The organism is Chryseobacterium candidae, assembly GCF_004916905.1.
GTDB lineage: Bacteria > Bacteroidota > Bacteroidia > Flavobacteriales > Weeksellaceae > Chryseobacterium > Chryseobacterium candidae.
This window is the reverse complement of record NZ_SDLV01000061.1, coordinates 68,358-95,178: the sequence shown is the minus strand read 5'-3', so window position 1 is coordinate 95,178 and position 26,821 is coordinate 68,358. Positions and strand designations below refer to the sequence as shown.

Sequence of the window (26,821 nt, the reverse complement as noted above, 5' to 3'; positions counted from 1 at the left end):
ATTAGCTAAACTTTTTGCCTAGTCCCCAACTTTTGCGCTTGATCCCTTTTAAGCTTGATCCTTAAAAGATAAAGTGGCAATTTTTTTAAAAGTAAAAACCGCAATCATTAAATCAATGATTGCGGTTTATTGTAGCGAAGACGGGAATTGAACCCGTGACCTCAGGGTTATGAATCCTGCGCTCTAACCAACTGAGCTACCTCGCCGTTTTGGTGGTGCAAATATAGAAAATATTTCTTTACCTCCAAAATTATTTTAGCTTAAAATATTCTAAAACATCACCAACATGATCTGGCTTACTGATTATCTTATTGTTAGCATCTAAAATAAAATACGTGGGAGTTGCATGAATATTATACAAATCTGTGTAACTACTGTTCCATCCTCTCAATTCGGAATCATTCACCCAAGGAAATGCAGCAATTTTTTGGGTATATGAGTTCTTATCCACATCTAAAGACAGCCCTATAATCTGAATATTTTTTGATTTTAGATCATTATATTTTTCCAAAAGTTTAGGAAGTTCACTTTCACAGTGTGAGCATGTAGATGACCAAAAGACAACCACCTTTTTATCTGCTTTAATATCGTGTAATGATTTTGCAGTGGTATTAACGGGTGACTGGAACTTATAATTAGGAAAAACAGCCCCCATTTCAATATTCGCATTGGATTTCAATGTGGAAGCAAGCCTATCAGTGATGGTACATTTAAGATTTTTGGCAAGAGACAGATATTTACTCTTATATTCATCCATCTGATAGACATCAAAAATATCAATCAATTCTGACAATACAGTCTGGCCTCTTGGAGTCTCTACTTTTAAACGATCTAACAACTTATCAACAGAAGCCGTAACATTGGTATTCCCCCCTGAATTCAGATATGCTACCAATACAGGTCTCAATAATGATGAGCTTTCAAGCATATCACCTGATTTATCCAGAAAGTTGATTATTTCTTCCTGATCTGCCTTTTTAGCTGAATCCGGTGAATTGGAAAGAAACTTGCTGTAATTCGTATTATAATAAGCAATAAACGGATGTTGTGCTGCATCAATAGAACCTGAAGTACCGGAAAGTCTTTCAATTTCTGTTTTCAAAGCTTTTCCAAAATCAGTATTGTCTTTGTAATATTCTTTGATCTGTGCTAAAGCCGGCAAAATAAGCTCTTTCTTTTGTGAACCTTCTTGTTGTTTACTCATCAGATTATTGGCTTCATCCAGATACGTAACATCCTTTACTTTGCTATTCTGGATATCCAGTTTAATGCTGACATTTTTATTTTCAGAAATAAAGCTTACGGTATTATTAGAACCTGGAAAATAAACTTTCATCATCCCCATATAATGGTTGGGATATTTAAAAGTCCACGTACTATTCTTACTCTGTTCTTTGGTAACAATAATATCTTTTGATCCGTTTAGTGTATATAGAATGGCATCCTGGTCTTTAAAATCTGACGGAGTCTGAATTGTAACAGTAAATTGAGCCTGCAAAGCAAATGCAGCCAAAACCGCTGATAGCGTATAAATCTTTTTCATAGAGTAAAAATAAAAAAACTCTCCGACTAATCAGAGAGTTTAATATTATTTTAATAAAATTTTATGCTTTTACGCTCTTGTACTTTTTTGTAAAGTAAACAATAAATCCTATTGCCATGATACCCAGTACATATACATACATATCGATTGAGGATGCTGGTGCTCCCGGACCTCCACCTCCGGTTCCTGCCCTAGCTGCTGTTGCACCAGGTGTAGGCGGTATTTTCTCTGCATATGCAAATGATATCACAAAAAGCAAAAGAGCCGATACTAGTTTATTAATAGTTTTCATAGTTGTTATTTTAAGATTTTAGTGTTAATAATTACTCCTTTTTCAGAAACCACTTTTACAACATATGAACTTTTCACTGAACTATCAAGTTCAAGTACAAAATCCGTAGATGTATTTACTGCTTTCTTAGAGATAATAAGCTTACCACTCATATCATAAACTTCAATATCTGCTTTTTTCCAGCTTGGATCAAATCTAACTATATAATTGCTAATTGTAGGATTATAAACAACCATTGTTTTAGACAATGTATTATTAGTATCTTTAGTTATTAGCGTACCTCTGTTAGGCTCTCCATAGTATAAGTTATAAATCTTAGAACCTACAGGAACTACAGCTCCTTGTTTAGCTTCTTGCGGGGTTCCGTTAGCAGATTTATAGTAGAAACCAATTCCTGAAGATAACTGATGTACTCCTGCAGGAATCAATTCAGCATTTTCTCTGATTTCAAATTTATAAGATGTAATTTTCTGACCTGCAGTACCATAATCAAAATTATCCATTACGATATCCTTTCCTAAAAAGTTATTTTCATTAGCTTCGTTAATGTATAACTTATATTGGCCAGAGTAATTAGGATCTTGTCCGCCATTTAAGGCTTCTTCATATGTAACAAGACTATTGCTGTTATCTGTAGCCGCCTGTATTGATGTTGCATTAGAAACCTGGTGACCTGTTGTAGCGTTTGGAGTAACTACGTAATATACTCTTGCTACTTCTTTACCATTAGCATCTAAACCAATTACACCTAATTGTTTTACAGTACCGCTATTAGTTTTAAATGCCGATTTACTTGCATTTACATTATAATCCGTACCAGCTGCTCTAGCGGTATTACTAAATCTTCTGAGAGTGTTAAAATTTAAGGTTTGAGGAGTATTATCTCTTAATTTCATAATGAAAACCCCCATCGGTTTTACGATCAAATTATTAACATCTCCTACCGGAATATGTGTACTCACATCAAAGGTCATCGTAAGAGGATTCGTAAATGTACTTCCCACACCGGCAACATACTGAACAGTTCCGGGAGAATACTGAATTCCCCAAATATTACTGATAGCATTACCATCAGTAACTCCCCCATTTTCAACATATCCGATTCTTGACAAATCTAAATTCGTTAAAAAAGGATTTCCAAATTCGTAAATGTTCTTACCAAAGGTTCCAGCCCATAGACTGTTAGTTTCTTCAAACTGATCCCAAAGATAAGTATTGTACTTCTCATTGTATGAGTTGGTGAAATTACCGTTTGTACCAAAGTTAACTCCATTACCTGCGTTAACTAGGTTGGCAGTCGCTAAAGTAGAATACGGCTTACCATTAATTGTGTAGACTCCACTTGCTGCAGGAGGATTACTAAGATCTAAATTATTGTTTTTTGATCCCAGCATATAATAACCATGAGCAGTAGCTACATTAGTAGTTGTTGCAACAGGTTTTGTATCTGATACAACTGTAGCATTATTCCACATAAAAATAGCATTACCAGAATATCTTACCCCACTGAAAGTTTTGTTTAATTCCGGAGAAAGAGATGATAATACTTTATCATTAAAAGGCAAAGCCATTTGCTGGTAAAAATCACCATTACCATGCTTAGCATTTCTATACTCTTTACTAACAATACCTGTAACATTAGATTGGGATAATCCGTCAACGTATAGCTGACCATACGTAGAAGTAGCAAAGGAAGCAGGGGTATTAAGTCTTAAGATTATATTTCCGCCATCAGTCTTATCAGCACCACTGGCATCAATTGTTTTTAAGAGATCCGTACCAGATCCTACAACCATGATATTTCCATGTACGTCCAAAAGACCATTACCTTTTGTTTGTACACCTCCACCACTATAAACTAGGGTGCCTTCGCTCACATACATATTAGCATTAGTGTCAACATGACATAATATCTGCGCCTGAACAGAATAACCAATTGCTAAAAGACCTATAGCAAATAAACTTTTTCTCATTGTATAAATTATTTGTGTGTTAATACAATCTTCACCCGCAAAGGTATTATTATTTTTCTTAAAAAAAAAATTTTTTATCTATTAATCAAAACATTATCTTCAGTTAGGATAATTTCTTTCTCCTCTCCTATTGAAAACATATAGTCTTCTAGAACTTTTTCGGTGGTACCTCTAAGGCCTCTAGCACCTAATCCTTTTTCAATAGTTTCCTCTACGATTCTTTCAATTGCTCCGTCTGTAATTACCAAATCTGTGCCATCCATTTTAAAAAGTTCCACAAATTGATTCACGATAGAGTTTTTAGGTTCCTTCATAATTCTTACCAACGTCTCTTTCGTGAGTTTATCAAGGTAAGTAATGATTGGAAATCTTCCTAAAAGTTCCGGAATTAATCCGAAAGTACGAAGATCAATCGCATTAATATTTGTTAATATATATTCGTCCTCGTCAGTTTTATTGATTTTTTCAGAGCTGAAACCAATTGCCTGCTTGTTCATTCTTCTTTCGATGATCTCCTTGATCCCGTCAAAAGCTCCTCCTGCAATAAATAAGATGTTCTGAGTATTGACCTGGATATATTTCTGATCCGGATGTTTTCTTCCTCCTTGTGGCGGAACATTCACAATACTTCCTTCCAGCAGTTTCAGTAATCCCTGCTGTACGCCTTCTCCTGAAACGTCTCTTGTAATACTTGGATTGTCTGATTTTCTGGCAATCTTATCAATCTCATCAATGAAAACAATTCCTTTTTCAGCTTTTTCCACATCATAATCTGCTACCATCAGAAGTCTTGAAAGGATACTTTCGACATCTTCTCCTACATATCCTGCTTCTGTTAAAATAGTAGCATCCACAATACAGAAAGGAACATTAAGTTCTCTGGCAATTGTCTTTGCCAAAAGAGTTTTACCTGTTCCCGTCTCTCCTATCATGATAATATTTGACTTTTCAAGCTCCACTTCTCTGTTTTCGTCCTGAGCATGAAGCAATCTTTTATAGTGGTTATAAACAGCAATTGAAAGCTGCTTTTTCGCCTGATCCTGTCCAATCACATACTGATCAAGGAATTCTTTGATCTCTTTCGGCTTTTTAAGCTCATCCATGCTGTTTGCAGGTGAATATCCTGTTTTTGATGCACCATCTTTTACAATAGCATGTGCCTGCTCTATACAATTTTCACAAATAAAACCATTCTGCCCAGAAATCAGCATCTGTACTTCATTTCTTTTTCTGCCACAGAAAGAACATTGGTTCGAATTCATATGATATAATATATGTATATGTTAAAGAAAATCGTAAAAAATTACTTTTTTACGATTTTCTGGTTGTTAAGAATTAATTATTGAGTGTTGAATCTCTGTATATTCTTCGTTCGTTAATTTTAATCTTTCATTTCTGAAATTCATGTCTTCCATCTTATTTAAAGGAATCAGATGGATGTGTGCATGAGGAACTTCAAGCCCAACCACTGCTACTCCTACTCTCACACATGGAACTGCAGTTTTGATCTTCTTGGCTACCTCTTGAGCAAATCCCCAAAGGTTTTTGTATTCTTCACTTTCAAGATCAAAAATCAAATCCACTTCTTTTTTAGGTACTACTAAAGTATGTCCCTTCACCAAAGGCATTGCGTCTAAGAATGCAATGAAGTCTTCATTTTCTGCAATCTTATAAGAGGGAATTTCGCCATTGATGATTTTTGTGAATATAGTGCTCATTTTATCAGAAGTTTGGGTTAGATATTTAGAAGGTTAGAAATAAAAGGGAATATCAGACTATAATGAGATGTCTAATACTTCAAAAGACAGTTTGTTTCCGTTTGGTAAAGTAATTTCAGCAACTTCGCCAATAGCTTTTCCTAACAGCCCCTTTGCAATAGGTGTGTTCACAGAAATCTTTCCTGTCTTCAGATCGCTTTCGTTATCTGGTACCAATGTAAATACCTGCTCTTGCTTGGTAGCATTGTTTTTAAGTTTCACTGTCGTTAAGATGGAAACTTTTGAAGTATCTAATTGGCTTTCGTCTATAATTTTAGAAGTAGAAATTACGTCTTTCAGCTTGGAAATTCTCATTTCAAGCATCCCCTGAGCCTCTTTAGCCGCATCGTATTCTGCATTTTCAGACAAATCTCCTTTATCTCTTGCTTCTGCGATCTGCTGAGTAATTTTTGGTCTCTCTACAGTTTCCAACTGTTCCAGCTCAGCTTTCATTTTCTCCAGGCCCTCCTTAGTTACATAGCTTGCCATAATTTTCAAAATTTAGTTTTAGTATAAAAAAATAATCCGACATTTGCCGGACAATGTTTTCGTGTTGTAATCGTTTAACTTTTACAAATATATAAAAATTTAAATTGAAATGAAAAAAACTTTCTCAATCTTATCCATTTTCATTTTATTGATTTTCAGTAATTTAACCATAAACTCTTGTGGAAGCAGAGAAGATACGGTGAACTGCTTCCCCAATGTTCCTATCAATGTATCACTTAATCTAAACCTTCCTGCTTACTACGTTTTGAACAATATCAACGGCTGGATTTATGTGAATGAACAGCAATCTGGCACGAGAGGACTTATTATTGTTCGAACCGCAAACGGATTTAAAGTCTATGACAGGAATGCTCCACATATATGTCCTGATAATAACACCACTCTTGAGGTAAAAGACAATATTGCCATCATATGTCCGCAGGATGATACAAGATGGATCTTAAGTACGGGACAGCCGGAATCGGGAGCCAAAACTTCTCTGCCGCCTAAAACTTATCCTTACAGTTACGATGCCGCAAGTAAAATCTTAAATGTTTATTATTAAAAATATAAGATGAAGATCGTTATACAAAGAGTTTCTGAAGCCACTGTAAGAGTAGAAGGAAAAATTGTTGGAGAAATCGGAAAAGGACTAATGCTGCTTGTAGGCATAGATGAAAATGATGAAAAGACAGATGCTGACTGGCTTGTACAAAAAGTTTTAAACCTGAGAATCTTTGGAGATGAAGATGACAAGCTTAATCTTTCTGTGAAAGATATTTCAGGAGAAATCCTTTGCATCAGTCAGTTTACATTGATTGCAGATTATAAAAAAGGCAACAGACCTTCTTTCATAAAGGCAGCAAAACCGGATAAAGCTGTACCGCTTTTTGATTATTTTAAGGAAGAAACAGCTAAATCGGGATTAAGAACCGAAAGCGGAATCTTCGGAGCTGATATGAAGGTTTCTCTTATCAATGACGGACCGGTTACCATTGTAATGGATTCCATTACCAAAAGCTAAGCGGAGAAGATAAAGGGGCAAAACATACGCAATACGTTTCAATTTATTGAGCGTATTTTTTTTGGTTAGTAAGCAGAAAAATATCTGTCATTACACCTCACAGGTTTTGAAAACCTGTGAGGTGTACCATTCATGAACAAAGAAATCCTTTATAGAAAAGGAAGGAGTAAAAATTTAAAAAATAAATTCACAAAAATGTGATTTGTTTTTGTTTTATTATTATTTTTGATGCAAATAAAAACTGATTTACAACCATTTAACAAAATTATATGAAAACAAAAACCAACCTTTTCGCATTATTTGCGTTCTGTTCTACGCTGTCTTTCGGGCAGGACAGCCAGTCTAAAATGGCTGATGATCAAAATTCAATTATTTATGTATGTTTTTCAAAAGGCATCAATTCAGAAAAAACAGCTTTCAGCAGAAATGCTGATCTGGAAAGATTTTCAAGAGAAAACCACATCACATTTAAGTATGATCTGGACTTTACAGACAGCAAACTTGATGAAATGGCCAGAAGCAGCAAAGCCATCGGTAATTCCGGAGAGTCTGTGGAAAAGCTGAAAAGAATCTATAAGGCTGATATTCCTCTTCAGAATAAAGAAGCTTCAGAAAAAATCATTCATGCTCTTGAGAGATTTCCTGAAATAGAATATGTTTCCGTAATGAGTGCCGAACCTATCGAACCACCTTTGGTAAACGCTTTTGTGTCAACTCCTGATCTGGAAAGCCTGCAGACCTATCTGAATGACAATCCGGGAATCAATGCTAAATATGCATGGTCAAGAGGAATCACAGGACAGAATATCCGTGTGCGTGATGTAGAATATGGCTTCTATAAAACTCATGAGATGCTGTCTAACCAAAATTCAATACAACTTGAGTCCGGTTATTCTCCTAATGCAGGATTAGCCAATAATAATTACCGTGATCATGGAACTGCTGTGGTAAGTATTTTAGGTTCAGTAAAAGATAATACAGGACTTACCGGAGCTGCTTACAGTGCTTCTGAAATAAAAGGTTATATGGAATGGACCACTGTGGGATACAACCGGGCTTCTGCAGTGAGCAGATCTATTAATGCATCTCAGGCCGGAGATATTATTTTATATGAAATGCAGACTGGCGGAAAAGACGGTCAGTATTGTCCTGCGGAATATGATAAAGTAATCTGGGATCTTACCAAAGCCGCTACTGATTCTGGAATTATTATCATTGCAGCAGCAGGTAATGGAAACCAGAATCTGGATGATCCGTTTTATGCAGCCTATCTTGCAAGAGGAAACAGTGGTGCTATTATTGTAGGAGCAGGATCTCCTAATACTACCCATTCGAAATTAAGCTTCAGTACTTTTGGAAACAGAGTGGATGTTCAGGGTTGGGGAAGCAGTGTGATGGCGGCAGGTTATGGATATTATGCGAAATATGACAATGACAACAACAGAACTTATAATTATTTCAGCGGTACAAGTTCTGCAACACCGGTAGTTTCTTCTGCAGCTATTTTAATCCAGTCTTTTTATCGTCAGACTACAGGTCAGTATTTAACGCCTTCGGCAATGAAAAACCTTTTAATTTCAACGGGAATTCCTCAGGGAGGAACTGTAACGGGTCAAAAGATTGGCCCACTTCCTAATGTGAAGAATGCCATTCTTCAGCTGGAAAGTAAATTTGCAGCACCTGTTAAAACTTTATCTGCCTTAGAGGTTAAAATTTATCCTAATCCGTCCAGCAGTTCTATCGCTCTTAAAAGCAGTGAAAATAAAAAACTGGATGTAGAGATTATTAACCTTCAGGGGCGCACTGTTATCAAAAATTCAGTTTTGCCAAATGAGAAAATTGACATCTCACAGCTGCCAGCAGGTCAGTATATTATTAACATCAATGAAGGCCAGAGAAGAGTTGTTGAGAAACTGACAAAACTCTAAATAAAATATTTTTTTACCTATTTTACTTCATATCAAACCCTCTTCCAGAATACTGAAAGAGGGTTTTTAATAGTATTTTTATGTACTTATTTTGCAGGGACGCTGCTGAAATTAAGCGCCACTTTGATGTTCATATCTGAAGAAGTCTGATTCTTCAGCTCATACACTGTTCTTACAGTTAATCCTGAACTTTTTACAATTTCATCCAGGAATCCTGTATCATTAAGATCAAGATTTAAGCTGGAAGAATTGCTAGAGATATTGGAACGTGAAGCCACCAATCTTTCTCCTGTTCCGCTAGAAGAAACGTATATTTTTACAGTTTTAAAGGCACTCAGATTCCCTCCTGAAGGAGATGCAACAGAGATTTTCGCGTCTGAAATTCTTACGTCTTTAATCTTTGCATTGTTATTTCCTCCGAACCATGTCTGTACATTGGTAGCCGTTGCAGTGGAAGAAACTTCTTTATCTGCAGGAACTCCCGTAGATACCAAAACATTAGTTGTGTATGGAAATGTATTCTGAACCAATGACTGTACGGTTCCGCAACTTACAAGTACAGCTGAGGCAGCCATTGCTGTTAGAACTATATTTTTCATAATTTAAAATTTTAAACTTCAGAGTTTAGTTTACAGAAATTGTACCAAATTGATTAAATATTATTCAACCGTTACTGTGAAACTTCCTTTGGTATTTCCTGAAGCCATATTACTTTTTCCGATAATCAGCCACACTTCACCTTGTCCGGGAGTATCATAAGTAATTTCTCTTCCAAAAGGTCCGTCATAGTTTCCGTTAGGAAGCCTGATTTGATTGAAACGAATATTAAAATCTTTCTCTTTTGTTGAAATTTTCGCTTTAATATTGGGACGGTCGTAACGGGTCAGCTTTAAGACTAAATCCTGATCATCTTTCGTAAACTCTTCTCCAATTGTAAAAGGGAGCTGGTTAGCATCCACCGTTCTTATAATCTGACCATCTTTTTCATTTCTCATTACCCCTTTGCGTAAAACTTCCTTAGTGACCGGAGCATTGTTAATAATTGAATCTTTTTTTCTTAATGCTGCAGAATCTGCTTTTACTACAGAATCCGGCATTTCTGTTACCACTGCAGAATCTTTCTCCGGAACGTTTGCCACAGCAGGTTCTTTTTTACAGGCAACAATAATCAAAGGAATTAACAATAGGCTTTTTTTCATAATATTAATTTTAAAAGTGGATCAACATTTATTATGCTGAGCTCATTTAAATGCTAAAATTGTTCCATTCCGTTTAATGATTTATCTTCCGGCTGCAATTCTTTTTCATTATTGATTCCTGCCCATTTAAATGTAAAGTACATAAAGTTGAGCATAATTCCCATCAAAAGGGTGACGCCCCATGTTTTGGTATATTCCATGGGATAGATGAATCTTACCACAATATCTGAGAACAGACCAAAAGGATTGTTGAGTACATCCCAGCTGTTCCATCTCAAAAATCGGCCAAGATAAACCCCAAAGCTGCTCATGAAAAGGAAAAGCACAGTTACTCCATTGATAATATTTGTTTTTCCATAATCAGAAAGTCGTTTTTCAATATCATTAAGACTTATAAAACCACAGATCAGCCCCGTCCATGCATAGGAAAGAATCACAATCAGGTCATACCAGATTGGTATGCCATTTCTTGCTCTGAGATGAAAAAGATCCGTAAGAATGTAGGGAGAATTGGGGAAGAACAATATCCAGACTACTATAATAAAGATGAGTGAAATTGTACTTCTGATCCTAAAAGCAAGAATGAATGAACTTAATAATAAAGGAATCCACGCCAGAAAAAGATTCCAGTTGAGAAACAAAAATACTTTTGTATCACTGATATAATATCTGAAAGCAGAGAGACTGAAACAGAATATAGTCATCATTATCAACAATACATTAATTTTAAATCCTGAGGATTCAATAAGGTTTTTCATGATCTTCTATATTTATGGTCTGATAATACAAAATCTTTGAAAGGAAGGTTTTGGATCTCTCATTTTTCACTTTATCCTGCAAAGTCTTTTTTAGTTTCTGATCATTTTTTTCATCTGCATATTTCAGGAGTGCTTTTTCACTGAAGCTAATAGAAGTTCGGTGATAATTAACCGCAAAATCTTTTCGTTTCATATTCTGGGAAGTGATAAAACCACCCCAGTTGAAATAGCTGCATACAAGAACGGTTGCATAAAAATACCAGATCATTGTATTAACAAGGAAAATGTTTCTTTTTTGCTTTTGAATTTTAATATAAGTCAAAGCCAGGCCGATCAGTGATAAAAGAAGGAAAGCAAATACACCAAGTCTTTTATAGGTAAATGCATAATAAACAATATACTCATAGTTTTTAAGCGCTGCGGAAACAACAAGAACAGCATTGAGAAAAATCCATATTTTGGCTAATAGTTTCAGTGAACCTGCTTTTGGATCAAAATTAAATCCTGATTTAAAATAAAACATAATCACCAGAATTGCCATGACAATAGACATAATAACTGCGTTTACTCTTTCATGGGTTTCTTCTGAAAGCTGAACAGGTGTTTTTACGGCTTCATAAAACTGTTCATAATTGTAGGTAACAATAAAGAAAATCAATAGAATATTCAGCAAAACAAAAGAGATTACTCCACTCATTCTTTCTGCGTCAAGATCAAGAAAGGAATAAGTAGCTTTGGGAATCCGGGAATCTTTGCGGAAATCGTTATCCAGAACATGATTGTTTTTATAGATTAACTTTTCCACCGCATAATTCCAGTAATTAAAGGCAATAAAGAATCCTAACACAGAGAGACAGAATACCTGCCATAGATTAATATCCAGCTCATAATCTGTGAAAAGGGCTGCAAAATGGTCGCTTCCTGCAGAATATATCCCAAAGAAAACAGAAACCAGCACCAGCGGAATCAAAAAGAAAGCCAATGTCTTTTGCCATAGTCCTGAAAAGTTTTTCTTAGGCAGCCATTCATCAAAGCTAAAAAAACGACAGAAGGAAGTACAGCTATTCAAGATAAAAACCGGAATTAAAAAGAGGATCTTCAGTCTTCTGTTCTTTGATTTGTATCCCAGCAAAAGCAGCGAACTCATCACAGCAATAAATGATGTAAAATCTCCAAACCAGGCAAATGCAATACTGGAAAGAATACTTGTTGCAAAAAGAACATAAAATATTCCTGTTTTATTTTTTGCAGGTGTCCTGAAAAGGGTTAATGCTGCGTAGACTATTCCCAGGATTCCAAGGTTTAGCCCTACATCCTGTTCATAAAAGACGATAACAAAGAGAATGGCTGTAAGAAATATATAATGATGTGTTTTCATGAGGTTAATTATTTAAAGATTTAAAAGGTTGAAAGATCTGAGAGATTTGAAAGAAATTCAAAGTATAAAACGAGGTAGATTAAAGCAACAGGAACATTGAGCAACAGAAGAAGTACAGAGTTTCCGTTCCTTTTCTTTCCGGAAATATCACTCAGGTATTCCATCAATTCATATAAAATGATTAACAGATTCACTACTGCCGCGATCACCACATAGTAAAATCCGAATATCACGAGAAATTCAGCTTTTGTAATCCAAAATAAAAGCAGTAATAAGGTACCCAGCAAAAAGGAAATCAGAAACGTTTTTGCTCCCAGCGGACTGAATTTTATTTTTCTCATCATCTTTAAATTTTAATGGAGGATGGCTGTTTCTTTTTGTTGAATGAAGTCTTTCACATGTTCATAATTCTGCCATAGCAGTCCTTCAAAGTCCCAGTGATGAAAGGTTCTCATATTTTGTCCTTTTTTATATGCTTTGATATAAATTTTCACATATTCAGGAAGAATAATTGTTCCTAATACGATTGCAGCCAGAAGGTGCGCATTGAGTTTACCGTTTCCAAGCAACAGATACTGCATGGCAATTTCATCTTCAAAGTTGGTTCCGCAGCCGGTAATCAGATGGTGTACGTCATGATTTTCCATTTTGGGGATCATTGAAAAGCCATGTTTCCTGTAAAACTCTCCCAGTTTCCTGCCTAATGAATCTTCCTGAAATTCCAGCAGTTGCTTTTCATTGAACTGCCACTGTCTTTTTTTCTTTTTAAAATATTTTCTGTATAATTTTTGCGTTTTATCGTACACAAAAAGCAGAAACTGAACGCGTATTTTTTTCATAGTGAATTAATTAAAAATAACAAGATTGAATCCTATTATGGCATAAAGTATAGCTATAGGTATATTGATTAAGAGTATTGCCGCAGAATGTAAATAGGCTTTACGGTTAGATTTATTAGCAGCAGCACATATCAGCAAAATCAACATAATAACAAGGTTGAAAAGACTTCCATAAGTAATGAGCATAAATCCTAAATCTGCAAACCAAAACTCCTTTGTGAAAATATATCCGAAAAGACAGCTATTTCCAGCTAAAAAGAATATTACAAAAATGATTTTTCCAAAGTTTAAGATATTCTGATCTTCCTTTGTTTTTTGATTTATTATTTCTGAATCTTTCATCATTATTAAGTTTGAGTTAAGGTGAAAACAGTAATTTCCGGGCGTACCATAAATCTTATCTGGAAAGAATGTCCTATGGCCCGATTGATGTAAAGCATTCTTCCATCTTCCATATCTATTTCTCCCGACACATATTTTTTATTTTTTACAGGAAGAACCGGAGTAATAATACCGGGAATCCGACATTGCCCGCCATGAGTATGTCCGCTTAAAATCCATCCCTGATAGCTGTTCCAAATATCCAGATCACAGGCGTCTGGGTTGTGACACAATACAATATTGGCTTTTGAGGAGTCATATTCACTCATCACATCTAAGGGATAGAAATTAGGCGACCAAAGGTCTTCAAGTCCTATAAAATTCAGTCCATGGATTTCCTCCTGAGCATTTCTCAGCACTGTAATACCTCTGTCTTTAAGAATTTCACAGATACTATCTGAGCATTCTATATCTTTCCAATTTTCACCATAATCATGGTTACCGAGGATTCCAAAAGTGCCTGACGTTCCCAAAACACAATTTTCCATTACAGTTTCAAGTGCTTTTTGTTCTTCTGGTGTTCCCTTGTTTACATAATCGCCAGTATACACTACAAAATCCGGCTTAAACTGTTGGGCTTTCTGAAAAGATTCAATCAGAAAATTCCAGTCGAAACGATTTCCCACATGCAGATCTGAAATCTGCATCAATTTCTTTCCTTCAAGAATCTTTGGCAAGTTTTTAACAGGAAGTTTTCTTTGTACAAATTCCACCCAAAAAGGTTCTATCTGCCACGAATACAATGCCGGGAAAGCACCTGCCAATGAAAGATAAGCTAGTCTTTTAATGAACTCTTTTCTAGTCATATTAAATACTGAATAAATCCGGCTTTAGCTTCCCGCAAACGGGCTTCCGAAAATCCCTACTGCCAGCTCGGCCCAGATCAAAGCAAGAGCCAGCAAAATAAAAATGCAGATCAGGACTTTGTGGCTTTGCTTTTTGATTTTATTTCGGACCAGGTTAATGAGAAAAGCTGCTGTAAAAAGTAAAGCTCCTGCTATCAGAAAATCTGAAGCTGACCAGTTTACTTCTTTAGAAAATAGATTTCCAGCCAAAGGAATACTGAGTAATGCCAAAGGAAGAACATAAATTGTGAGTGTTTTTTGTTTTTGTGTCATCATTTTATTAATTTTATTACTTAAAGTACTTTGCAATTCAAAGTTAATTTTCAAAAAAATATAAGGCTATCGCCCTAATAATTTTTCCAGTGCATCCAAATGTTCAGTAAAAGCCTGTCTTCCACTTTGGGTAACGCGATAAGAGGTTTTAGGCTTCTTCCCGACAAATTCTTTTTTCACTTCTATATAACCAGCTTTCTCCAGAGCATTGCTATGGCTTGCAAGATTTCCGTCTGTAATTTCGAGCAGGCTTTTCATTTCAGAAAAATCAACCCAGTCGTTGACCATAAGAACGGACATAATCCCCAGTCTTACACGGCTTTCGAATTCTTTATTGAGCTGATTTATTTTGATCATTTTACTTTTTCTTATTTATTCTGAAACAGTCAAAATCTGACTATCTTTCATTTTTTTACTTCTCTGTAACTTCAGCCTAATGCAATTTTACAATTAAAAAATTAATAGTAACTTCCATATGTATACTGCTCCAATACTAACAATAAGAGATAAAAAAATTATCAACAAAGGCCAATAGCCCATAATATCATTTTTCCTCTCTGAATAAAATTTGGTTGCATCTACTAGATTGAGTTTTTTATTTACATGTAAGGCACTTAACTCCTTCTCTGTTTGAAAAGTTTTAACCTCATTTGTTTTTAAATCAACAAAAAAATATTCGCTGTCAGATGTCTTTCCAAAAACATAGCTACCCAACTCTTCCATTTTAGCCACTTGTGAAACCAATGTCAGCCCACTCCCATTATTAATACTCGCCTGTTCTGGTAAATCAATAAATAAAAGCTGATGGTCATTTTTCAAAGGAACATACCAGGCATCACCAATTCCAACATCCACTTTTTTATTATCGGATACCATGGACAAACCAATAATTCCGACAAAATAGAACGTATAAAATGCCACAAAAGGTCCTATAAATGCCAATATCATTTTATTCCTCTTTCCTTCTTTTTCACTTATAAAATAAGTAAGTAAACAACCTATAGCAGCACATATAAAACTGAAAACTGATATAGCAAAAAGGTGTATTAATATGACAAAACCGATTCCCATTATTTATACTTCTTATGCATGATCAATCCATAAACGATATGCAAAACTCCAAAACCAATAGCCCAGAACAGCAATCCCCATCCTAAAAAGAACAAAGAAACAAGTCCTAAAATAATCTCTAGATATCCTAAATACTTTACATCCGTTAATGTATATCGTTCTGCTGCTACCAGAGCCAATCCATAAAAAATAAGTGTAGCCGGAGCAATGAAAACAAAAAGATGATGATAAAGGAGAGCGAGACAAAAGACACCGCCTGCTAACAAAGGCACTGCAAAGGTAAACAAAAGTCTTTTTGTTGTGGCATCCCAGATCTTCAAACCTTTCTTTTTGCTTTTATGGGCAGTAAAAATATAACCGCTAAAGACTGCAACAACCAAAATAATAGCTCCAATCAGGACAAGTTCTTTCACTAAGGAAGGGCCTAAAATATTTCTGTCTCCATCAAAATAGCTAATTCCTTCTCTCTGAAAGACAAAATACACATATACAGCTCCAATAATTGCCGCTAACCCGGCCACAACTCCGGATAAGCCACTTAAAGAAATAAATCTGGAAGACCGTTCCATCATAGAACGAATGTGGGATAAGTCTTCGTGATAGTTTTTTGAACTCATAAAAAGAACTTTGAATTACAAAGTTATAAATTATTTTCAATTCGCCAAGTTTTTATTTAAAATTTTGGATATAATTCTTACCCGATATATTAGAATTATTTTAGCGGCATCTGAAAATCTAAAAACTGTATTCTTTTTTTAAAAAACCAAAAGGCACAAAAAATCCGTAGAAAACAAATATTTCTACGGATAAAGTCTGGATCAGAATCCAATTATTTTCTAGCCAGTAAAGACAAATTACTTTGCTCTTAACCTTTCTTTGATGGATTCAATATTTTTCTTAGCTGAGTCCTCAAGAATAAGACTTGCACTCATATGAATTCTTGCCGGCATTAGTTCATTGAAGTGATCTGTTCCTTCCCATGAAACCTTTTTAATTAATGACAAAGCATCACTGCTTCTTGAAGCTAAAGTCTTTAAAAATTTCTCCAGTTTATCATCCATTTCCTGAATACTATCAGAAACAGAATGATAAATATTATGCTGCTCAGCCCATTCTGCAGATCTGAAGTCTGCATCAATAGCCATTGCGGAGAATTGCGACTTCCCTATTTTTCTTTCAACATAAGGCCCAATTACAAAAGGTCCGATTCCAAGGTTGATTTCCGTAAGCGCCAGAGCTGAATCTTTAGTGGCAAAACAATAATCTGCTCCGCAGGCAATTCCAACTCCTCCACCGGTAGTTTTTCCCTGCACTCTTACCACTACAATTTTCCCACAGTTTCTCATTGCATTTAAAACTTTAGCAAAACCTCCGAAAAATTTTGTGGAAGCTTCCAGTTCCTCAATTGCTAAAAGCTCATCAAAACTTGCTCCTGCACAAAACGCTTTCTCACCTGCACTTTTTACTAAAATAGCTTTCACCTCTTCTTTTGCTCCTTCTTCAAGGATAGTTTCTGCCAGTTTTTCTAAAATTGCTCCCGGAAGAGAGTTGCTTTTTGGGGTTCCGAAACTGATTTCGGCAATATTATTTTTAATTTCTGATGCTACAAATTCGCTCATTTTTATTTTTATTGGATTCTTACAAAAATACGAAATATAGCTCGTTCAGAGAAACTTAAAATATAAATTTTCTTTTTGAATAAGCATACTTCAAGATGTTATTACGTAGAAATACGGAGTTTTAAATTTGGTATTTTCTACTCTAGTACCTCCTTGTTATTAATCGTTCCTTTGAACTGAGAATTAACAACCAAAAGGCGGAGTCTGAAAAGCCTGTAAAAGAGTAAGAAATCTAAAACTAAAAAAAATATTATCATGGACGAGTACATTGGAATTGTAAAATTATTTGCAGGGAATTTTGCCCCTAGAGGATGGATGTTTTGCGATGGAAGTTTAATAAGCATCTCAAGAAATTCTGCCTTATTCTCTATTTTAGGAACAACTTATGGTGGAGACGGCATCACTACTTTTGCTCTGCCCAACTTAAAAGGGCGTATGGCTTTAGGCGCAGGAAATGTAAATGCCAACGAATATTATCCTTTGGGCGCAGTGTCAGGTACTACACAAAATACACTTTTAGCATCAAACCTTCCAAGCGTAGGGGCAGGGTTTCAGCTTAAAGTAGCGAATAAAAATGCCAATTCATCTACTCCAACGGCCACTTCAACAATTGCTATCTCAGGAACACAGGTGGGAAGAGATTTCAATGCAGTACCTAGTTTTGTGAATAATGCTAACCCTGATACGGTTATTAATAATCAAAGCATTAGCTTCATCGGCCAAAGCCAGCCTGTGAATAATATGCCGCCTTATCTTGGCTTAAATTATATCATTTGTGTGGAAGGTATTTACCCACCAAGGGATTAATAGCCATACAACAACCTAACATTTAAAACAAAAATCATGAAAAGCACTACTTTTTTAGCAATCTGTAGTCTGCTCATTTCAATTTTCTCATTCGGGCAGACCAGTACAGAACAATTTGAGACAGAATCGAACGCAAGTACAAGCTTCACCGATAATGGGGTTATATTCAATATCATTTCCCATACAAGCGTTTTCGATATTCAGGGAAATTTTCCCGGAACTGGCTGGAACGGAACAGCCAATGACAACAGATATATTGATAATTCCAATGATTCTCAATTTCCGCCATCATTTAGTATTAAGACCACGTCTAATCTGTTTAAAGTAAACAGATTCTGGATGTATCTTTCTGCATTGAACCTGGATCTGAATGTGGCAGGAACACTTACTGTAACCGGAAAATTAAGTGGAGTAACAAAATTTACTCAAACAAAAACTACCGGATTTGCTACAAGTTTAGGTACTACAAACGGATTCACTTTGATTGACTTGACCAATTTAAACGGGCAAAACTACTCAAACATTGTGATTGACGAGTTGCAGATCACCGCGAACGGAGCCTTCCGATATGTAGGTTTGGATGCTTTCACCTGGGTAAAAGACAGCAATCTGGTATTGGGAACTTCGGAAGCTAAAAGCACTAAAAAAGACTTGACTGTTTATCCTAATCCAACCAGCGGGCCAATTTCTATCACTACAGAAAAAGCCAGTGAAGCTAAAATCTACAGCCTGGACGGTAAAATGCTGAAGGCTGTACCAACTCAAAAGGGAAATAATGAAATCAATATTTCAGAACTTCCAAAAGGAGTTTACATTATTAAAACAGCAACAGAGTCTACCAAAGTAATTAAGAACTAACTTCAGAAAATTAATCATAAGTTCCACATTCCCATAAAGATTCTAATTCATGAATGACAAATCCCTTTCTACGAAGGGATTTTGTCATTTCTGCAAAGCTATAATATACTTATCTATATAAATCTGTTTTTCTTTGGATTTATACTGTTGGATATAGCGTGGATGCTCCAGAACTGTCATTTTATCAAACAGTTTTGCTTCTTTGTTTAGTTTTGAAATAAAACCGGCATTCTTTTTACCAAGAATAAAAACTTCTGATACATCAAGATTGAGACTGATATGTTTCTTCAAAGATTCAATCATAAAATCCTTTACAGCTTCGAATAATTTTTTATCGTCATAATAATTAGCATTAAGCCAGCCATTTTTTGTTTTTCTAACGATAGCCAGTGGAAATGGAGAATTGATATAAATATCTTTATAGAAAAGATCAGCACCTCCATAGTTTTCAATCATATCATAGATGAAAACGGAAGAAATTTCATGAGTATGGGCAGATTCCATTTTGATTCCGCAGACACTTTCCAATCTTTTTGTATCGGTAAACGGAACTCCGGTTACTCCAGCTCCATGACGGCCTGGATTGATTCCGATAATAAATTTTCTTCGGGATGAATCATTATAATATTTATGATAAAACGTCTGCATTACCATTAATGTTTCAGGGTTTTCCAGATACGGATTCAGAACATCAAAACCTTCAGGTAAATTTCCTGTATAGCTCAGGTTTTCATTGAACTTTATAACATGGTCTGCAAAAGTTTTGCTCATAAAATCATTTTCTATTGTAAATAAACAACATTCCCATTTGCACTATCCATGCCAAGGTTTTAAACCTTGACATGGATAAAAATCTATCAAAAAATCCCTTTCATTTGATGAAAGGGACTCTAAATTTATATTTTATTCTGAATTAAATCAATCCAAATTGTTGGAAGTGGTGGGTAAAATGCTTTTTGTGCATCAGTTCCCACATTTCTTTATTCAGTTTTCCGAAAACGTAATTCATGTGTTCTGCCTGTGGATTTTCCTTGTAGTAGATCACAAACTTCTTAAGGTTATCCATGAATGACAGTTTTGCAGCTTCCAGGTTTTTGTGTCTTAGTTCAGGAAGTGAACCATCCTGCGGAAGGAACGGAGCGGTGAATTCTTTTGGCATTGCTCTGTGGTTGTAAAGTGAATCCTGCCATTTTTCAAGATGTTCCTCCGGGGTGAAGCATTTATCTGCTTCAGGCTCTCCAAAACTTACCAATAAAGCCTGCTCAAGATGTTCTATCATCTGCTGCGGAGACATTTTTCCCCAAAGTGCAGCAGTATTTTCCGTTAAACTGTTTACTATTTTCTGAACATTTTTCACATTCAGGTCGATGAAAGGTGATTGTTTTGCGACCAATGTTAAGATTGTTGCCACGCAAACCACCTCATCTCTTTGGTTTACAACCTCAACCAGCCATTTTACAACACCGGAAGGAATGTTTCTTCCTTTTACGCCTCTGTTGATTTTTTCTTTTGCTGTTAAATAAACCGTGATGGTATCTCCGGCGTATACAGGTTTGAAGAAACTGCAGTCTTCCAATCCGTAATTGGCAATAACAGGTCCTTTTTTACCGGAAACAAATAATCCTGCTGCTGCTGAAAGGATGAAATATCCGTGAGCAACAGTTTTATCAAAGATTGTACCTGTTAAACTTGTAGCATCTGTATGGGCATAGAAATGATCCCATGAAACATTGGAAAAGTTGACGATATCTGCATCAGTAACTGTTCTTCCTGCTGTTTCTAAGGAGTCTCCTACTTCCACTTCCTCAAAATATTTCTGGAAAGGATGCTTGTCTGAGAATTTTTTCTCTGCTCCCTGCTGATAAATCTTAGTGATTGCTTTCAGTACATCCGGAGATCCCTGGATTGCTGTTTTCTGTAGGAAGAAATGAAGACCGCTCAGTCCGCCCATTTCCTCTCCGCCACCTGCTCTACCAGGACCTCCGTGCATCAATGTAGGAAGTGGTGAACCGTGGCCTGTGCTTTCTTTAGCATTATCTCTGTTTAGTACAAAGATTCTTCCGTGCTGGGAAGCCATTTTCCATGAAGTTTCAGCGATAAAGTTCTCGTCATGAGAAACAATAGATCCCACTAAACTTCCTTTTCCTCTTTTTGCCAATGCAGCAGCTTCCTCAGCATCTTTATATGGCATTAATGTAGATACCGGCCCGAAAGCTTCTACATCGTGAGAGATATTTTTTTCGAAAGGCTTGTCGTTCAGGAATAGTTTCGGACTCATAAATGCTCCATTTTCGTAGTTAGCATCTACCAGTTCATGTTTCCCGTCATAGACAAGTTCTGTTTCTGATTTTAATAGATTTACTTTTCTCAGAACTTCTTCGTACTGCTGTCTTCCTACCAAAGATCCCATTTTGGTTTCCCTGCTTAATGGGTTTCCGATTTTCGTCTGATCCAAAGCTTTAGACAAAGCATTCTGAACGTCACCAATTAAGTGTTCGGGAACGATAATTCTTCTGATAGCCGTACATTTCTGCCCTGCTTTTGTCGTCATTTCGTTACGAACTTCTTTGATGAATAAATCGAATTCAGGAGTTCCCGGTTTGGCTTCCAATCCAAGGATTGAACAGTTCAGGGAATCTGCTTCCATATTGAAACGAACGGCATTTCCTGCGATAGATGGCAGTGATTTTAATTTTCTACCTGTGTGAGCAGAACCGGTAAATAAGACAGAGTCTCCATCCTGAACATAATCAAGAATATTTCCCGGCTCTCCGCAAACTAACTGCACAGCACCTTCAGGCAATATTCCACTTTCAATCATATCCTGAAATACCACATTGGTAAGATAAGATCCGAAAGGAGATGGTTTTACAATAGAAGGAACACCAGCTAATAAGGAGGTGGATAATTTTTCCAACATACCCCACACTGGAAAGTTATAGGCGTTGATCTGTACAGAAACCCCTTCACTTGGCGTTAAAATATGAGTCCCCAGGAAAGTTCCGTTAGCGGAGATCTTCTGAGTATCTCCATCTACCCAGAATGAAGTATTAGGAAGCATTCTTTTTGCCAATCCGGAATAGGTAAAGAAAGTTCCGAAACCTCCTTCAATATCCACCCATGAATCCACATGGGTAGCTCCTGTTTTGTATGATAAGTCGTAGTATTTTTTCTTTCTTTCCAGTAAATAAAGTGCTACTTTTTTCAGCATTTCTCCCCGATCATAGAAAGTCATTGAAGAAAGGTTTTTGTATCCTACAGTTCTCCCATAGTCAAGAGCCTGTTCAAAATTAAGTCCTTCTGTATCGGAAACAGCCACCTGCTCTCCTGTAACGGCATTGTACAAAGGAATTCCGCTTCCGGTACCTTCTACCCATTGTCCGTAGATATAGTTTTTTAACTTTTCCATAAAATATTTAATTTATCAATGTAGCAGTATAACAATTTACCAATTATTGGTTATTACGAATTTATTGTTACATTTTTACATTAGTATATTGTTACATTTATCTTTTATTTCGGTTCCTGATAGGGAAACATTTTCACTAATCCTTCATATAAGCTTCTGTGAAGAATGGTTGCATGATTGTCTGTTTCCATCATTTTATATTCCAGTGTCCAATTTTTCTTTCCTGCTTTTTTCAAAACATCGTAGAAAGCTTCAGCATCCTTTATCATTACAGGATGTTCTCCTTTCCCTACAGAAACATAAACAAACTTTTTCGTATCCGGTAATTTTGAAAGCAGTTGTGGGGTCTGTTTTAAAAGACTTTCGTCATCCCACCACAAACTTGGACTGATGATAAAATAATTATTAAACATTTCCGGTTTTTTCAAAAGGATTTCTGTCGCCAAAAGTCCTCCCAAAGACTGACCAAAAAGGTATTTATCTGTTGTTTTAAACTGACTTTCCACATAAGGCTTTAATTCCTTTTCCATGAATTCAATAAACTTATCAGAGTGCCCTGTTGTAGGATAATCTTTCTGCAAGTCTTTTAAATCCGTATGAAAAGTAAAGTCTCTTTTTCTGTCTACATTAGCAACTCCTATTACAATGGTTTCCGGCATGGAATACATCTGATTAAAGAATTGTACTAACCCTGTCACATGAATAAAATCTTCATTCATACTTCCATCCAACAGATAGATCACCGGATATGATTTTGTTTTATCATATCCCTGTGGAAGATAAATATTCAGCGTTCTGTCTTCATTTAATGTTTTGGACTTAATGATCCTCACTTCTCCTATTGTAAGCGGTTTTGATGTAACCGTCTGTGCTGAGAGCGTACACCCCACCGTAAACATCATGCTGCATGCAAGCGCAATTTTTTTAATCATATTTAATTTTTTAACCCTAACGGTTTTTAAAAACCCGTTAGGGTTGATTATTAGCAATTATTCAAAATTTAAAAAATCATATTCAACAGTCGACTTATGATAATTTCTAAAAATTTCTAGCGAATCAAAATACTGCATGATTTCCTTTCTATTCAATTTACTTTCTTTTTCAGGATTTACATATGAATTATATAAAGAATTCTTCCATTGATCAATTTTATTTACAAATCCGTGATTAATCGGATTATTATGGATGTAATGGAGAACTTTCAATAAATATTTCTCATCTGATATTTTCTTTCGTTTTACCGCATTCAGAAAAAGAGCCCCTTTTCTATTATATTTTTTGTTGTAAGCTTTAGCATAAGCATTCAATAAATTACCAAAATGCTTCATTAAAAACTGATGCTCATTTTCACTATTCACATCATCAAAATTCTTAAATCTTAGCAACAAATGAAAATGATTAGGTAATAGACAATAGGCATAGATATCAGCGACCGGAAGAATATATTTTTCTGCCTTTTCCAGAAAAAAATGATAATTTGATGGCTCACGAAAAATAACTTCAGTCCCGTTTACATGAGAGAAAACGTGATATACACCTTCAAATTCAAAATTTTCTGTATTAATCATTTTAAATCTGGTATTTTAAATTTTAAACCAAACGGGTTTTAAAACCCCGTTTGGTTTAATGATCAACAATTATTAAAAATAAGTTATACTATTATTTTATATCATCCCAGATGCTGTAATCCACAATTTTGGTTGGGATCTGCTGAACATATTCCGTAAAAGGCTCACAAGGCAGAATAGCTTCTTTTCCTTCTCTTGCCAGCTCCTGATATAATTTTGTTCCTTCTGTTTTCCAGTGAATCATTTCGTCAGAAACATCACGGATAATCTTTGCAGGGCTTCCTACCACCAGTTTTCTTGGTTCACATCTGAAATTGGCTGGTACAAAAGCGAGTGCTCCGACAATACTTTCATCACCGATATAAGCTTTGTCCATTACCACAGAATTCATTCCGATCAGACAGTTTTTTCCAATGTGTCCGGAATGGATGATTGCTCCATGTCCGATGTGTGCGGATTCTTCCAATATGGTTTCTATATTCGGGAAAACATGAAGAGTACAGTTTTCCTGTACGTTGGCTCCATCTTTAATAATAATTTTTCCCCAATCGCCTCGAATGACTGCGTTGGGACCGATATATACTTCTTCACCTATTTCTACATTTCCGATAATCACTGCCTGCGGATGAATGTAGGCAGAGGGTTTTATAATGGGACGAATCCCGTGGTATGAGTAGATGTTCATATTTTTTAATTTGAAAATATGAGAATGAGATAATTTGAAAATTAATAATGGTTTTAAACATTTTCAAATTAACTCATTTTCAAATTCATTATACTTTTTCAATCACCATCGCATACCCCTGTCCGACACCGATACAAAGGGTACACAATGCATATCTTTTATCTTGCTTCTGAAGTTCCATTGCAGCAGAACCTACGATTCTTGCTCCGGAAACTCCCAATGGGTGGCCGATTGCAATTGCACCTCCGTTCGGGTTTATTCTTGCATCATCATCTTTTAACCCTAAGCTTCTTGTTACCGCCAGTGCCTGTGCAGCAAATGCTTCGTTGAGTTCAATGATGTCCATATCTTCCAGAGAAAGGTTTAATCTTTTCAACAGCTTTTGTGTTGCTTCAACCGGACCGATTCCCATGATTCTTGGCTCAACACCTGCTACGGAAGATCCCAGAATTTTTGCTTTTGGTTTTAAACCATATTTTTTTACAGCTTCTTCACTTGCTAAAATCAAAGCAGCTGCACCATCATTCATTCCTGAAGCATTTCCTGCCGTTACGGTTCCTTCTTTTCTGAAAGCCGGACGAAGTTTTGCCAATCCTTCCATAGATGAGGTTGGTTTAATGAATTCATCTTTTTCAAAAACAATAGGATCGCCTTTTCTCTGAGGAATTTCAACTTTTACAATCTCTTCTGCCAGTCTTCCGCTTTCCTGAGCTTTTGTAGCTTTCTGCTGAGACCAAAGGGCAAATTTATCCTGATCTTCTCTGTTGATCTGGTGAATATCTGCTAAATTTTCTGCAGTTTCTCCCATTCCGTCTACCCCATACATTTCTTTCATTTTTGGGTTAATGAAACGCCATCCAAAAGTAGTATCAAACATCTGGCTGTCTCTACCAAAAGCTGCACTTGGCTTAGACATTACATAAGGAGAACGTGTCATATGTTCTACTCCTCCTGCAATATAAATTTCTCCTTCTCCTGCTGCAATGGAACGGAATGCATTGGCTACCGCCGACATTCCTGAAGCACACAATCTGTTAACCGTTTCCCCTCCTATTTTGTAAGGAAGACCAGCTAATAAAAGTCCCATTCTTGCAACGTTTCTGTTATCTTCACCTGCCTGATTGGCACATCCGAAAATAACATCCTCAATTTCCTCTACAGGGACTTCAGGATTTCTTGCTACTACTTCTTTGATTACAATAGCAGCTAAATCATCTGCTCTTACTTCTGATAATCCTCCCTGCAGTTTTGAAATGGGAGTTCTGACATAGTCTATGATGTATACGTTGTTCATTTTTATTTGCTTTAGGCTTTAAGCTATATGCAGTAGGCTCTATCAGCTTCAAAAAAGCTTACTGCCTATTGCTTCAAGCTTACTGTTTATTATAATTCTGTTACTTTTTTTCCGATTTTGTAAACTGTTCCTACAAATTTTGCAATCAGTTCTTCATTCTGGTTGGTAATTTTAATGTCATAAACAGCCGTTTTTCTGGTTTCATTTACCAAAATGCTTTCTGCTCTGAAAGTATCACCTTCTTTTCCTGCTTTGGTAAAGTTGATGATACAGTTTAACGCAACGGCAGCGTCTCCGGTATTGTTGGAAGAAAATGCCAGCGCAGAGTCTGCAAACGCAAAGGTAACTCCGCCATGAACCGTTTTCAGCCCGTTCAGCATTTCCTTCTTAATTGGCATTTCTATTAAACAGTAATTTTCTTTTACTTCAATCATTTTGATATTCATCCACTGGGAAAAAAAATCCTGATTGAACATATAATCTGCAACTTGTCTTGGGTTCATTTCTATTAATTATATGTTTGTTATTTCTTCATACAGCTCATCGGATAATCTGTCGTAAACACTCATGGTTTTCCCCAGAATGATCTGCTCGTATGAAAGTCTTTCTGAATCTGATGAATTTTCAGAGGGATAGGATGCATTTAGATCAATCCCGTTTTCGTTCGCCAATCTTTTGATCAACTCTTTATATTTTTCATTAAACTTTCCTAATAGCTCAAGCCTTTCCTGCTCATCAACAGAGGAGGCTTCCTGAGTTAAATACTGTTTCTCAATTAAAAGTCTGGTCTCCAGCTCTGCTCTGAATTCATCTATATTCATAATATCAATT

Annotated in this window: 32 protein-coding genes and 1 tRNA gene; 5 read left to right on the top strand and 28 right to left on the bottom strand. The window is 35.9% G+C overall.

Annotation, left to right across the window (positions count from 1 at the left end):
- Positions 1 to 132 precede the first annotated feature (132 nt).
- From EK417_RS20935 to greA, 7 genes are all read right to left on the bottom strand, one after another.
- Positions 133 to 206, bottom strand: a tRNA-Met gene (locus EK417_RS20935).
- Between the two features lie 44 nt (positions 207 to 250).
- Positions 251 to 1,543: a TlpA family protein disulfide reductase gene (locus EK417_RS20930; protein ID WP_076596843.1), complete on the bottom strand. Its 1,293-nt coding sequence runs from the start codon at positions 1,541 to 1,543 to the stop codon at positions 251 to 253.
- 61 nt (positions 1,544 to 1,604) lie between these two features.
- Complete coding sequence (locus tag EK417_RS20925) at positions 1,605 to 1,835, bottom strand: signal peptidase (protein ID WP_076596844.1); 231 nt, start codon at positions 1,833 to 1,835, stop codon at positions 1,605 to 1,607.
- 5 nt (positions 1,836 to 1,840) lie between these two features.
- Positions 1,841 to 3,808: a T9SS type A sorting domain-containing protein gene (locus tag EK417_RS20920; RefSeq protein ID WP_136523252.1), complete on the bottom strand. Its 1,968-nt coding sequence runs from the start codon at positions 3,806 to 3,808 to the stop codon at positions 1,841 to 1,843.
- A 74-nt stretch (positions 3,809 to 3,882) separates the two neighbouring features.
- On the bottom strand, positions 3,883 to 5,070 hold the full coding sequence (gene clpX / locus EK417_RS20915) for an ATP-dependent Clp protease ATP-binding subunit ClpX (protein ID WP_076596845.1): 1,188 nt from the start codon (positions 5,068 to 5,070) through the stop codon (positions 3,883 to 3,885).
- 66 nt (positions 5,071 to 5,136) lie between these two features.
- On the bottom strand, positions 5,137 to 5,526 hold the full coding sequence (locus EK417_RS20910) for an HIT family protein (RefSeq protein ID WP_076596846.1): 390 nt from the start codon (positions 5,524 to 5,526) through the stop codon (positions 5,137 to 5,139).
- A 57-nt stretch (positions 5,527 to 5,583) separates the two neighbouring features.
- Positions 5,584 to 6,054, bottom strand: coding sequence for a transcription elongation factor GreA (gene greA / locus EK417_RS20905; RefSeq protein WP_076596847.1), 471 nt, complete (start codon positions 6,052 to 6,054; stop codon positions 5,584 to 5,586).
- 109 nt (positions 6,055 to 6,163) lie between these two features.
- Here greA and EK417_RS20900 point away from each other — a divergent pair, with 109 nt between their 5' ends.
- The 3 genes from EK417_RS20900 (at position 6,164) to EK417_RS20890 (ending at position 9,006) form a co-directional block, all read left to right on the top strand.
- Positions 6,164 to 6,619 carry a hypothetical protein gene (locus EK417_RS20900; RefSeq protein ID WP_076596848.1) on the top strand — a complete coding sequence of 152 codons (456 nt, stop codon included), beginning with the start codon at positions 6,164 to 6,166 and terminating at the stop codon, positions 6,617 to 6,619.
- A 9-nt stretch (positions 6,620 to 6,628) separates the two neighbouring features.
- Positions 6,629 to 7,078 (top strand): D-aminoacyl-tRNA deacylase, encoded by a 450-nt coding sequence (gene dtd, locus EK417_RS20895; RefSeq protein WP_136523251.1) that lies wholly within the window; start codon positions 6,629 to 6,631, stop codon positions 7,076 to 7,078.
- Between the two features lie 269 nt (positions 7,079 to 7,347).
- Positions 7,348 to 9,006: a S8 family peptidase gene (locus tag EK417_RS20890; RefSeq protein WP_136523250.1), complete on the top strand. Its 1,659-nt coding sequence runs from the start codon at positions 7,348 to 7,350 to the stop codon at positions 9,004 to 9,006.
- Between the two features lie 86 nt (positions 9,007 to 9,092).
- On the opposite strand, the gene EK417_RS20885 is transcribed toward EK417_RS20890, so the two are convergent.
- From EK417_RS20885 to EK417_RS20825, 13 genes are all read right to left on the bottom strand, one after another.
- Positions 9,093 to 9,605 carry a hypothetical protein gene (locus tag EK417_RS20885; protein ID WP_076596851.1) on the bottom strand — a complete coding sequence of 171 codons (513 nt, stop codon included), beginning with the start codon at positions 9,603 to 9,605 and terminating at the stop codon, positions 9,093 to 9,095.
- A gap of 60 nt (positions 9,606 to 9,665) precedes the next feature.
- On the bottom strand, positions 9,666 to 10,205 hold the full coding sequence (locus tag EK417_RS20880) for a hypothetical protein (RefSeq protein WP_136523249.1): 540 nt from the start codon (positions 10,203 to 10,205) through the stop codon (positions 9,666 to 9,668).
- A 53-nt stretch (positions 10,206 to 10,258) separates the two neighbouring features.
- Complete coding sequence (locus tag EK417_RS20875; RefSeq protein ID WP_136523248.1) at positions 10,259 to 10,963, bottom strand: DUF1361 domain-containing protein; 705 nt, start codon at positions 10,961 to 10,963, stop codon at positions 10,259 to 10,261.
- Positions 10,947 to 12,341, bottom strand: a complete 1,395-nt coding sequence (locus tag EK417_RS20870; protein ID WP_136523247.1) for a DUF4153 domain-containing protein — start codon at positions 12,339 to 12,341, stop codon at positions 10,947 to 10,949. Before EK417_RS20870 ends, EK417_RS20875 begins: the two co-directional genes overlap by 17 nt.
- Before the next feature lie 20 nt (positions 12,342 to 12,361).
- A complete protein-coding gene (locus tag EK417_RS20865; RefSeq protein ID WP_076596855.1) occupies positions 12,362 to 12,685 on the bottom strand; it encodes a hypothetical protein in 324 nt (107 codons plus the stop codon).
- Between the two features lie 9 nt (positions 12,686 to 12,694).
- Positions 12,695 to 13,180, bottom strand: coding sequence for a Coq4 family protein (locus EK417_RS20860; RefSeq protein ID WP_136523246.1), 486 nt, complete (start codon positions 13,178 to 13,180; stop codon positions 12,695 to 12,697).
- Between the two features lie 6 nt (positions 13,181 to 13,186).
- On the bottom strand, positions 13,187 to 13,522 hold the full coding sequence (locus EK417_RS20855) for a hypothetical protein (RefSeq protein ID WP_136523245.1): 336 nt from the start codon (positions 13,520 to 13,522) through the stop codon (positions 13,187 to 13,189).
- A gap of 5 nt (positions 13,523 to 13,527) precedes the next feature.
- Positions 13,528 to 14,367: a metallophosphoesterase gene (locus EK417_RS20850; protein WP_136523244.1), complete on the bottom strand. Its 840-nt coding sequence runs from the start codon at positions 14,365 to 14,367 to the stop codon at positions 13,528 to 13,530.
- Between the two features lie 24 nt (positions 14,368 to 14,391).
- Positions 14,392 to 14,682 carry a hypothetical protein gene (locus EK417_RS20845; protein WP_136523243.1) on the bottom strand — a complete coding sequence of 97 codons (291 nt, stop codon included), beginning with the start codon at positions 14,680 to 14,682 and terminating at the stop codon, positions 14,392 to 14,394.
- Between the two features lie 63 nt (positions 14,683 to 14,745).
- The gene (locus EK417_RS20840) at positions 14,746 to 15,036 is read right to left on the bottom strand and encodes a winged helix-turn-helix domain-containing protein (protein ID WP_076596858.1); all 291 of its coding nucleotides are present in this window, start codon (positions 15,034 to 15,036) and stop codon (positions 14,746 to 14,748) included.
- A 93-nt stretch (positions 15,037 to 15,129) separates the two neighbouring features.
- The gene (locus EK417_RS20835) at positions 15,130 to 15,750 is read right to left on the bottom strand and encodes a hypothetical protein (RefSeq protein ID WP_136523242.1); all 621 of its coding nucleotides are present in this window, start codon (positions 15,748 to 15,750) and stop codon (positions 15,130 to 15,132) included.
- Positions 15,750 to 16,367: a hypothetical protein gene (locus EK417_RS20830; RefSeq protein WP_136523241.1), complete on the bottom strand. Its 618-nt coding sequence runs from the start codon at positions 16,365 to 16,367 to the stop codon at positions 15,750 to 15,752. Before EK417_RS20830 ends, EK417_RS20835 begins: the two co-directional genes overlap by 1 nt.
- A gap of 237 nt (positions 16,368 to 16,604) precedes the next feature.
- On the bottom strand, positions 16,605 to 17,369 hold the full coding sequence (locus EK417_RS20825; RefSeq protein WP_076596861.1) for an enoyl-CoA hydratase/isomerase family protein: 765 nt from the start codon (positions 17,367 to 17,369) through the stop codon (positions 16,605 to 16,607).
- A 255-nt stretch (positions 17,370 to 17,624) separates the two neighbouring features.
- Here EK417_RS20825 and EK417_RS20820 point away from each other — a divergent pair, with 255 nt between their 5' ends.
- Together EK417_RS20820 and EK417_RS20815 are read left to right on the top strand one after the other, a co-directional pair.
- Entirely contained in the window at positions 17,625 to 18,176 is a 552-nt protein-coding gene (locus EK417_RS20820) for a phage tail protein (RefSeq protein WP_076596862.1), read from the top strand.
- Positions 18,177 to 18,212: 36 nt separating this feature from the next.
- Positions 18,213 to 19,034 carry a T9SS type A sorting domain-containing protein gene (locus EK417_RS20815; RefSeq protein WP_076596863.1) on the top strand — a complete coding sequence of 274 codons (822 nt, stop codon included), beginning with the start codon at positions 18,213 to 18,215 and terminating at the stop codon, positions 19,032 to 19,034.
- An 84-nt stretch (positions 19,035 to 19,118) separates the two neighbouring features.
- On the opposite strand, the gene EK417_RS20810 is transcribed toward EK417_RS20815, so the two are convergent.
- The 8 genes from EK417_RS20810 to EK417_RS20775 form a co-directional block, all read right to left on the bottom strand.
- Entirely contained in the window at positions 19,119 to 19,805 is a 687-nt protein-coding gene (locus tag EK417_RS20810) for an SMUG2 DNA glycosylase family protein (RefSeq protein WP_136523240.1), read from the bottom strand.
- Positions 19,806 to 19,947: 142 nt separating this feature from the next.
- Positions 19,948 to 22,443: a phenylacetic acid degradation bifunctional protein PaaZ gene (paaZ, locus tag EK417_RS20805; protein WP_136523239.1), complete on the bottom strand. Its 2,496-nt coding sequence runs from the start codon at positions 22,441 to 22,443 to the stop codon at positions 19,948 to 19,950.
- 104 nt (positions 22,444 to 22,547) lie between these two features.
- A complete protein-coding gene (locus EK417_RS20800; RefSeq protein ID WP_136523238.1) occupies positions 22,548 to 23,375 on the bottom strand; it encodes an alpha/beta hydrolase in 828 nt (275 codons plus the stop codon).
- A gap of 57 nt (positions 23,376 to 23,432) precedes the next feature.
- Complete coding sequence (locus EK417_RS20795) at positions 23,433 to 24,011, bottom strand: transposase (protein WP_136523237.1); 579 nt, start codon at positions 24,009 to 24,011, stop codon at positions 23,433 to 23,435.
- Positions 24,012 to 24,102: 91 nt separating this feature from the next.
- Positions 24,103 to 24,696 (bottom strand): acyltransferase, encoded by a 594-nt coding sequence (locus tag EK417_RS20790; protein WP_047429267.1) that lies wholly within the window; start codon positions 24,694 to 24,696, stop codon positions 24,103 to 24,105.
- Positions 24,697 to 24,784: 88 nt separating this feature from the next.
- Positions 24,785 to 25,990, bottom strand: a complete 1,206-nt coding sequence (pcaF, locus tag EK417_RS20785; protein ID WP_136523236.1) for a 3-oxoadipyl-CoA thiolase — start codon at positions 25,988 to 25,990, stop codon at positions 24,785 to 24,787.
- Between the two features lie 89 nt (positions 25,991 to 26,079).
- The gene (locus EK417_RS20780) at positions 26,080 to 26,493 is read right to left on the bottom strand and encodes a PaaI family thioesterase (protein ID WP_110368065.1); all 414 of its coding nucleotides are present in this window, start codon (positions 26,491 to 26,493) and stop codon (positions 26,080 to 26,082) included.
- Positions 26,494 to 26,502: 9 nt separating this feature from the next.
- On the bottom strand, positions 26,503 to 26,811 hold the full coding sequence (locus EK417_RS20775; protein ID WP_076596872.1) for a hypothetical protein: 309 nt from the start codon (positions 26,809 to 26,811) through the stop codon (positions 26,503 to 26,505).
- Positions 26,812 to 26,821 lie beyond the last annotated feature (10 nt).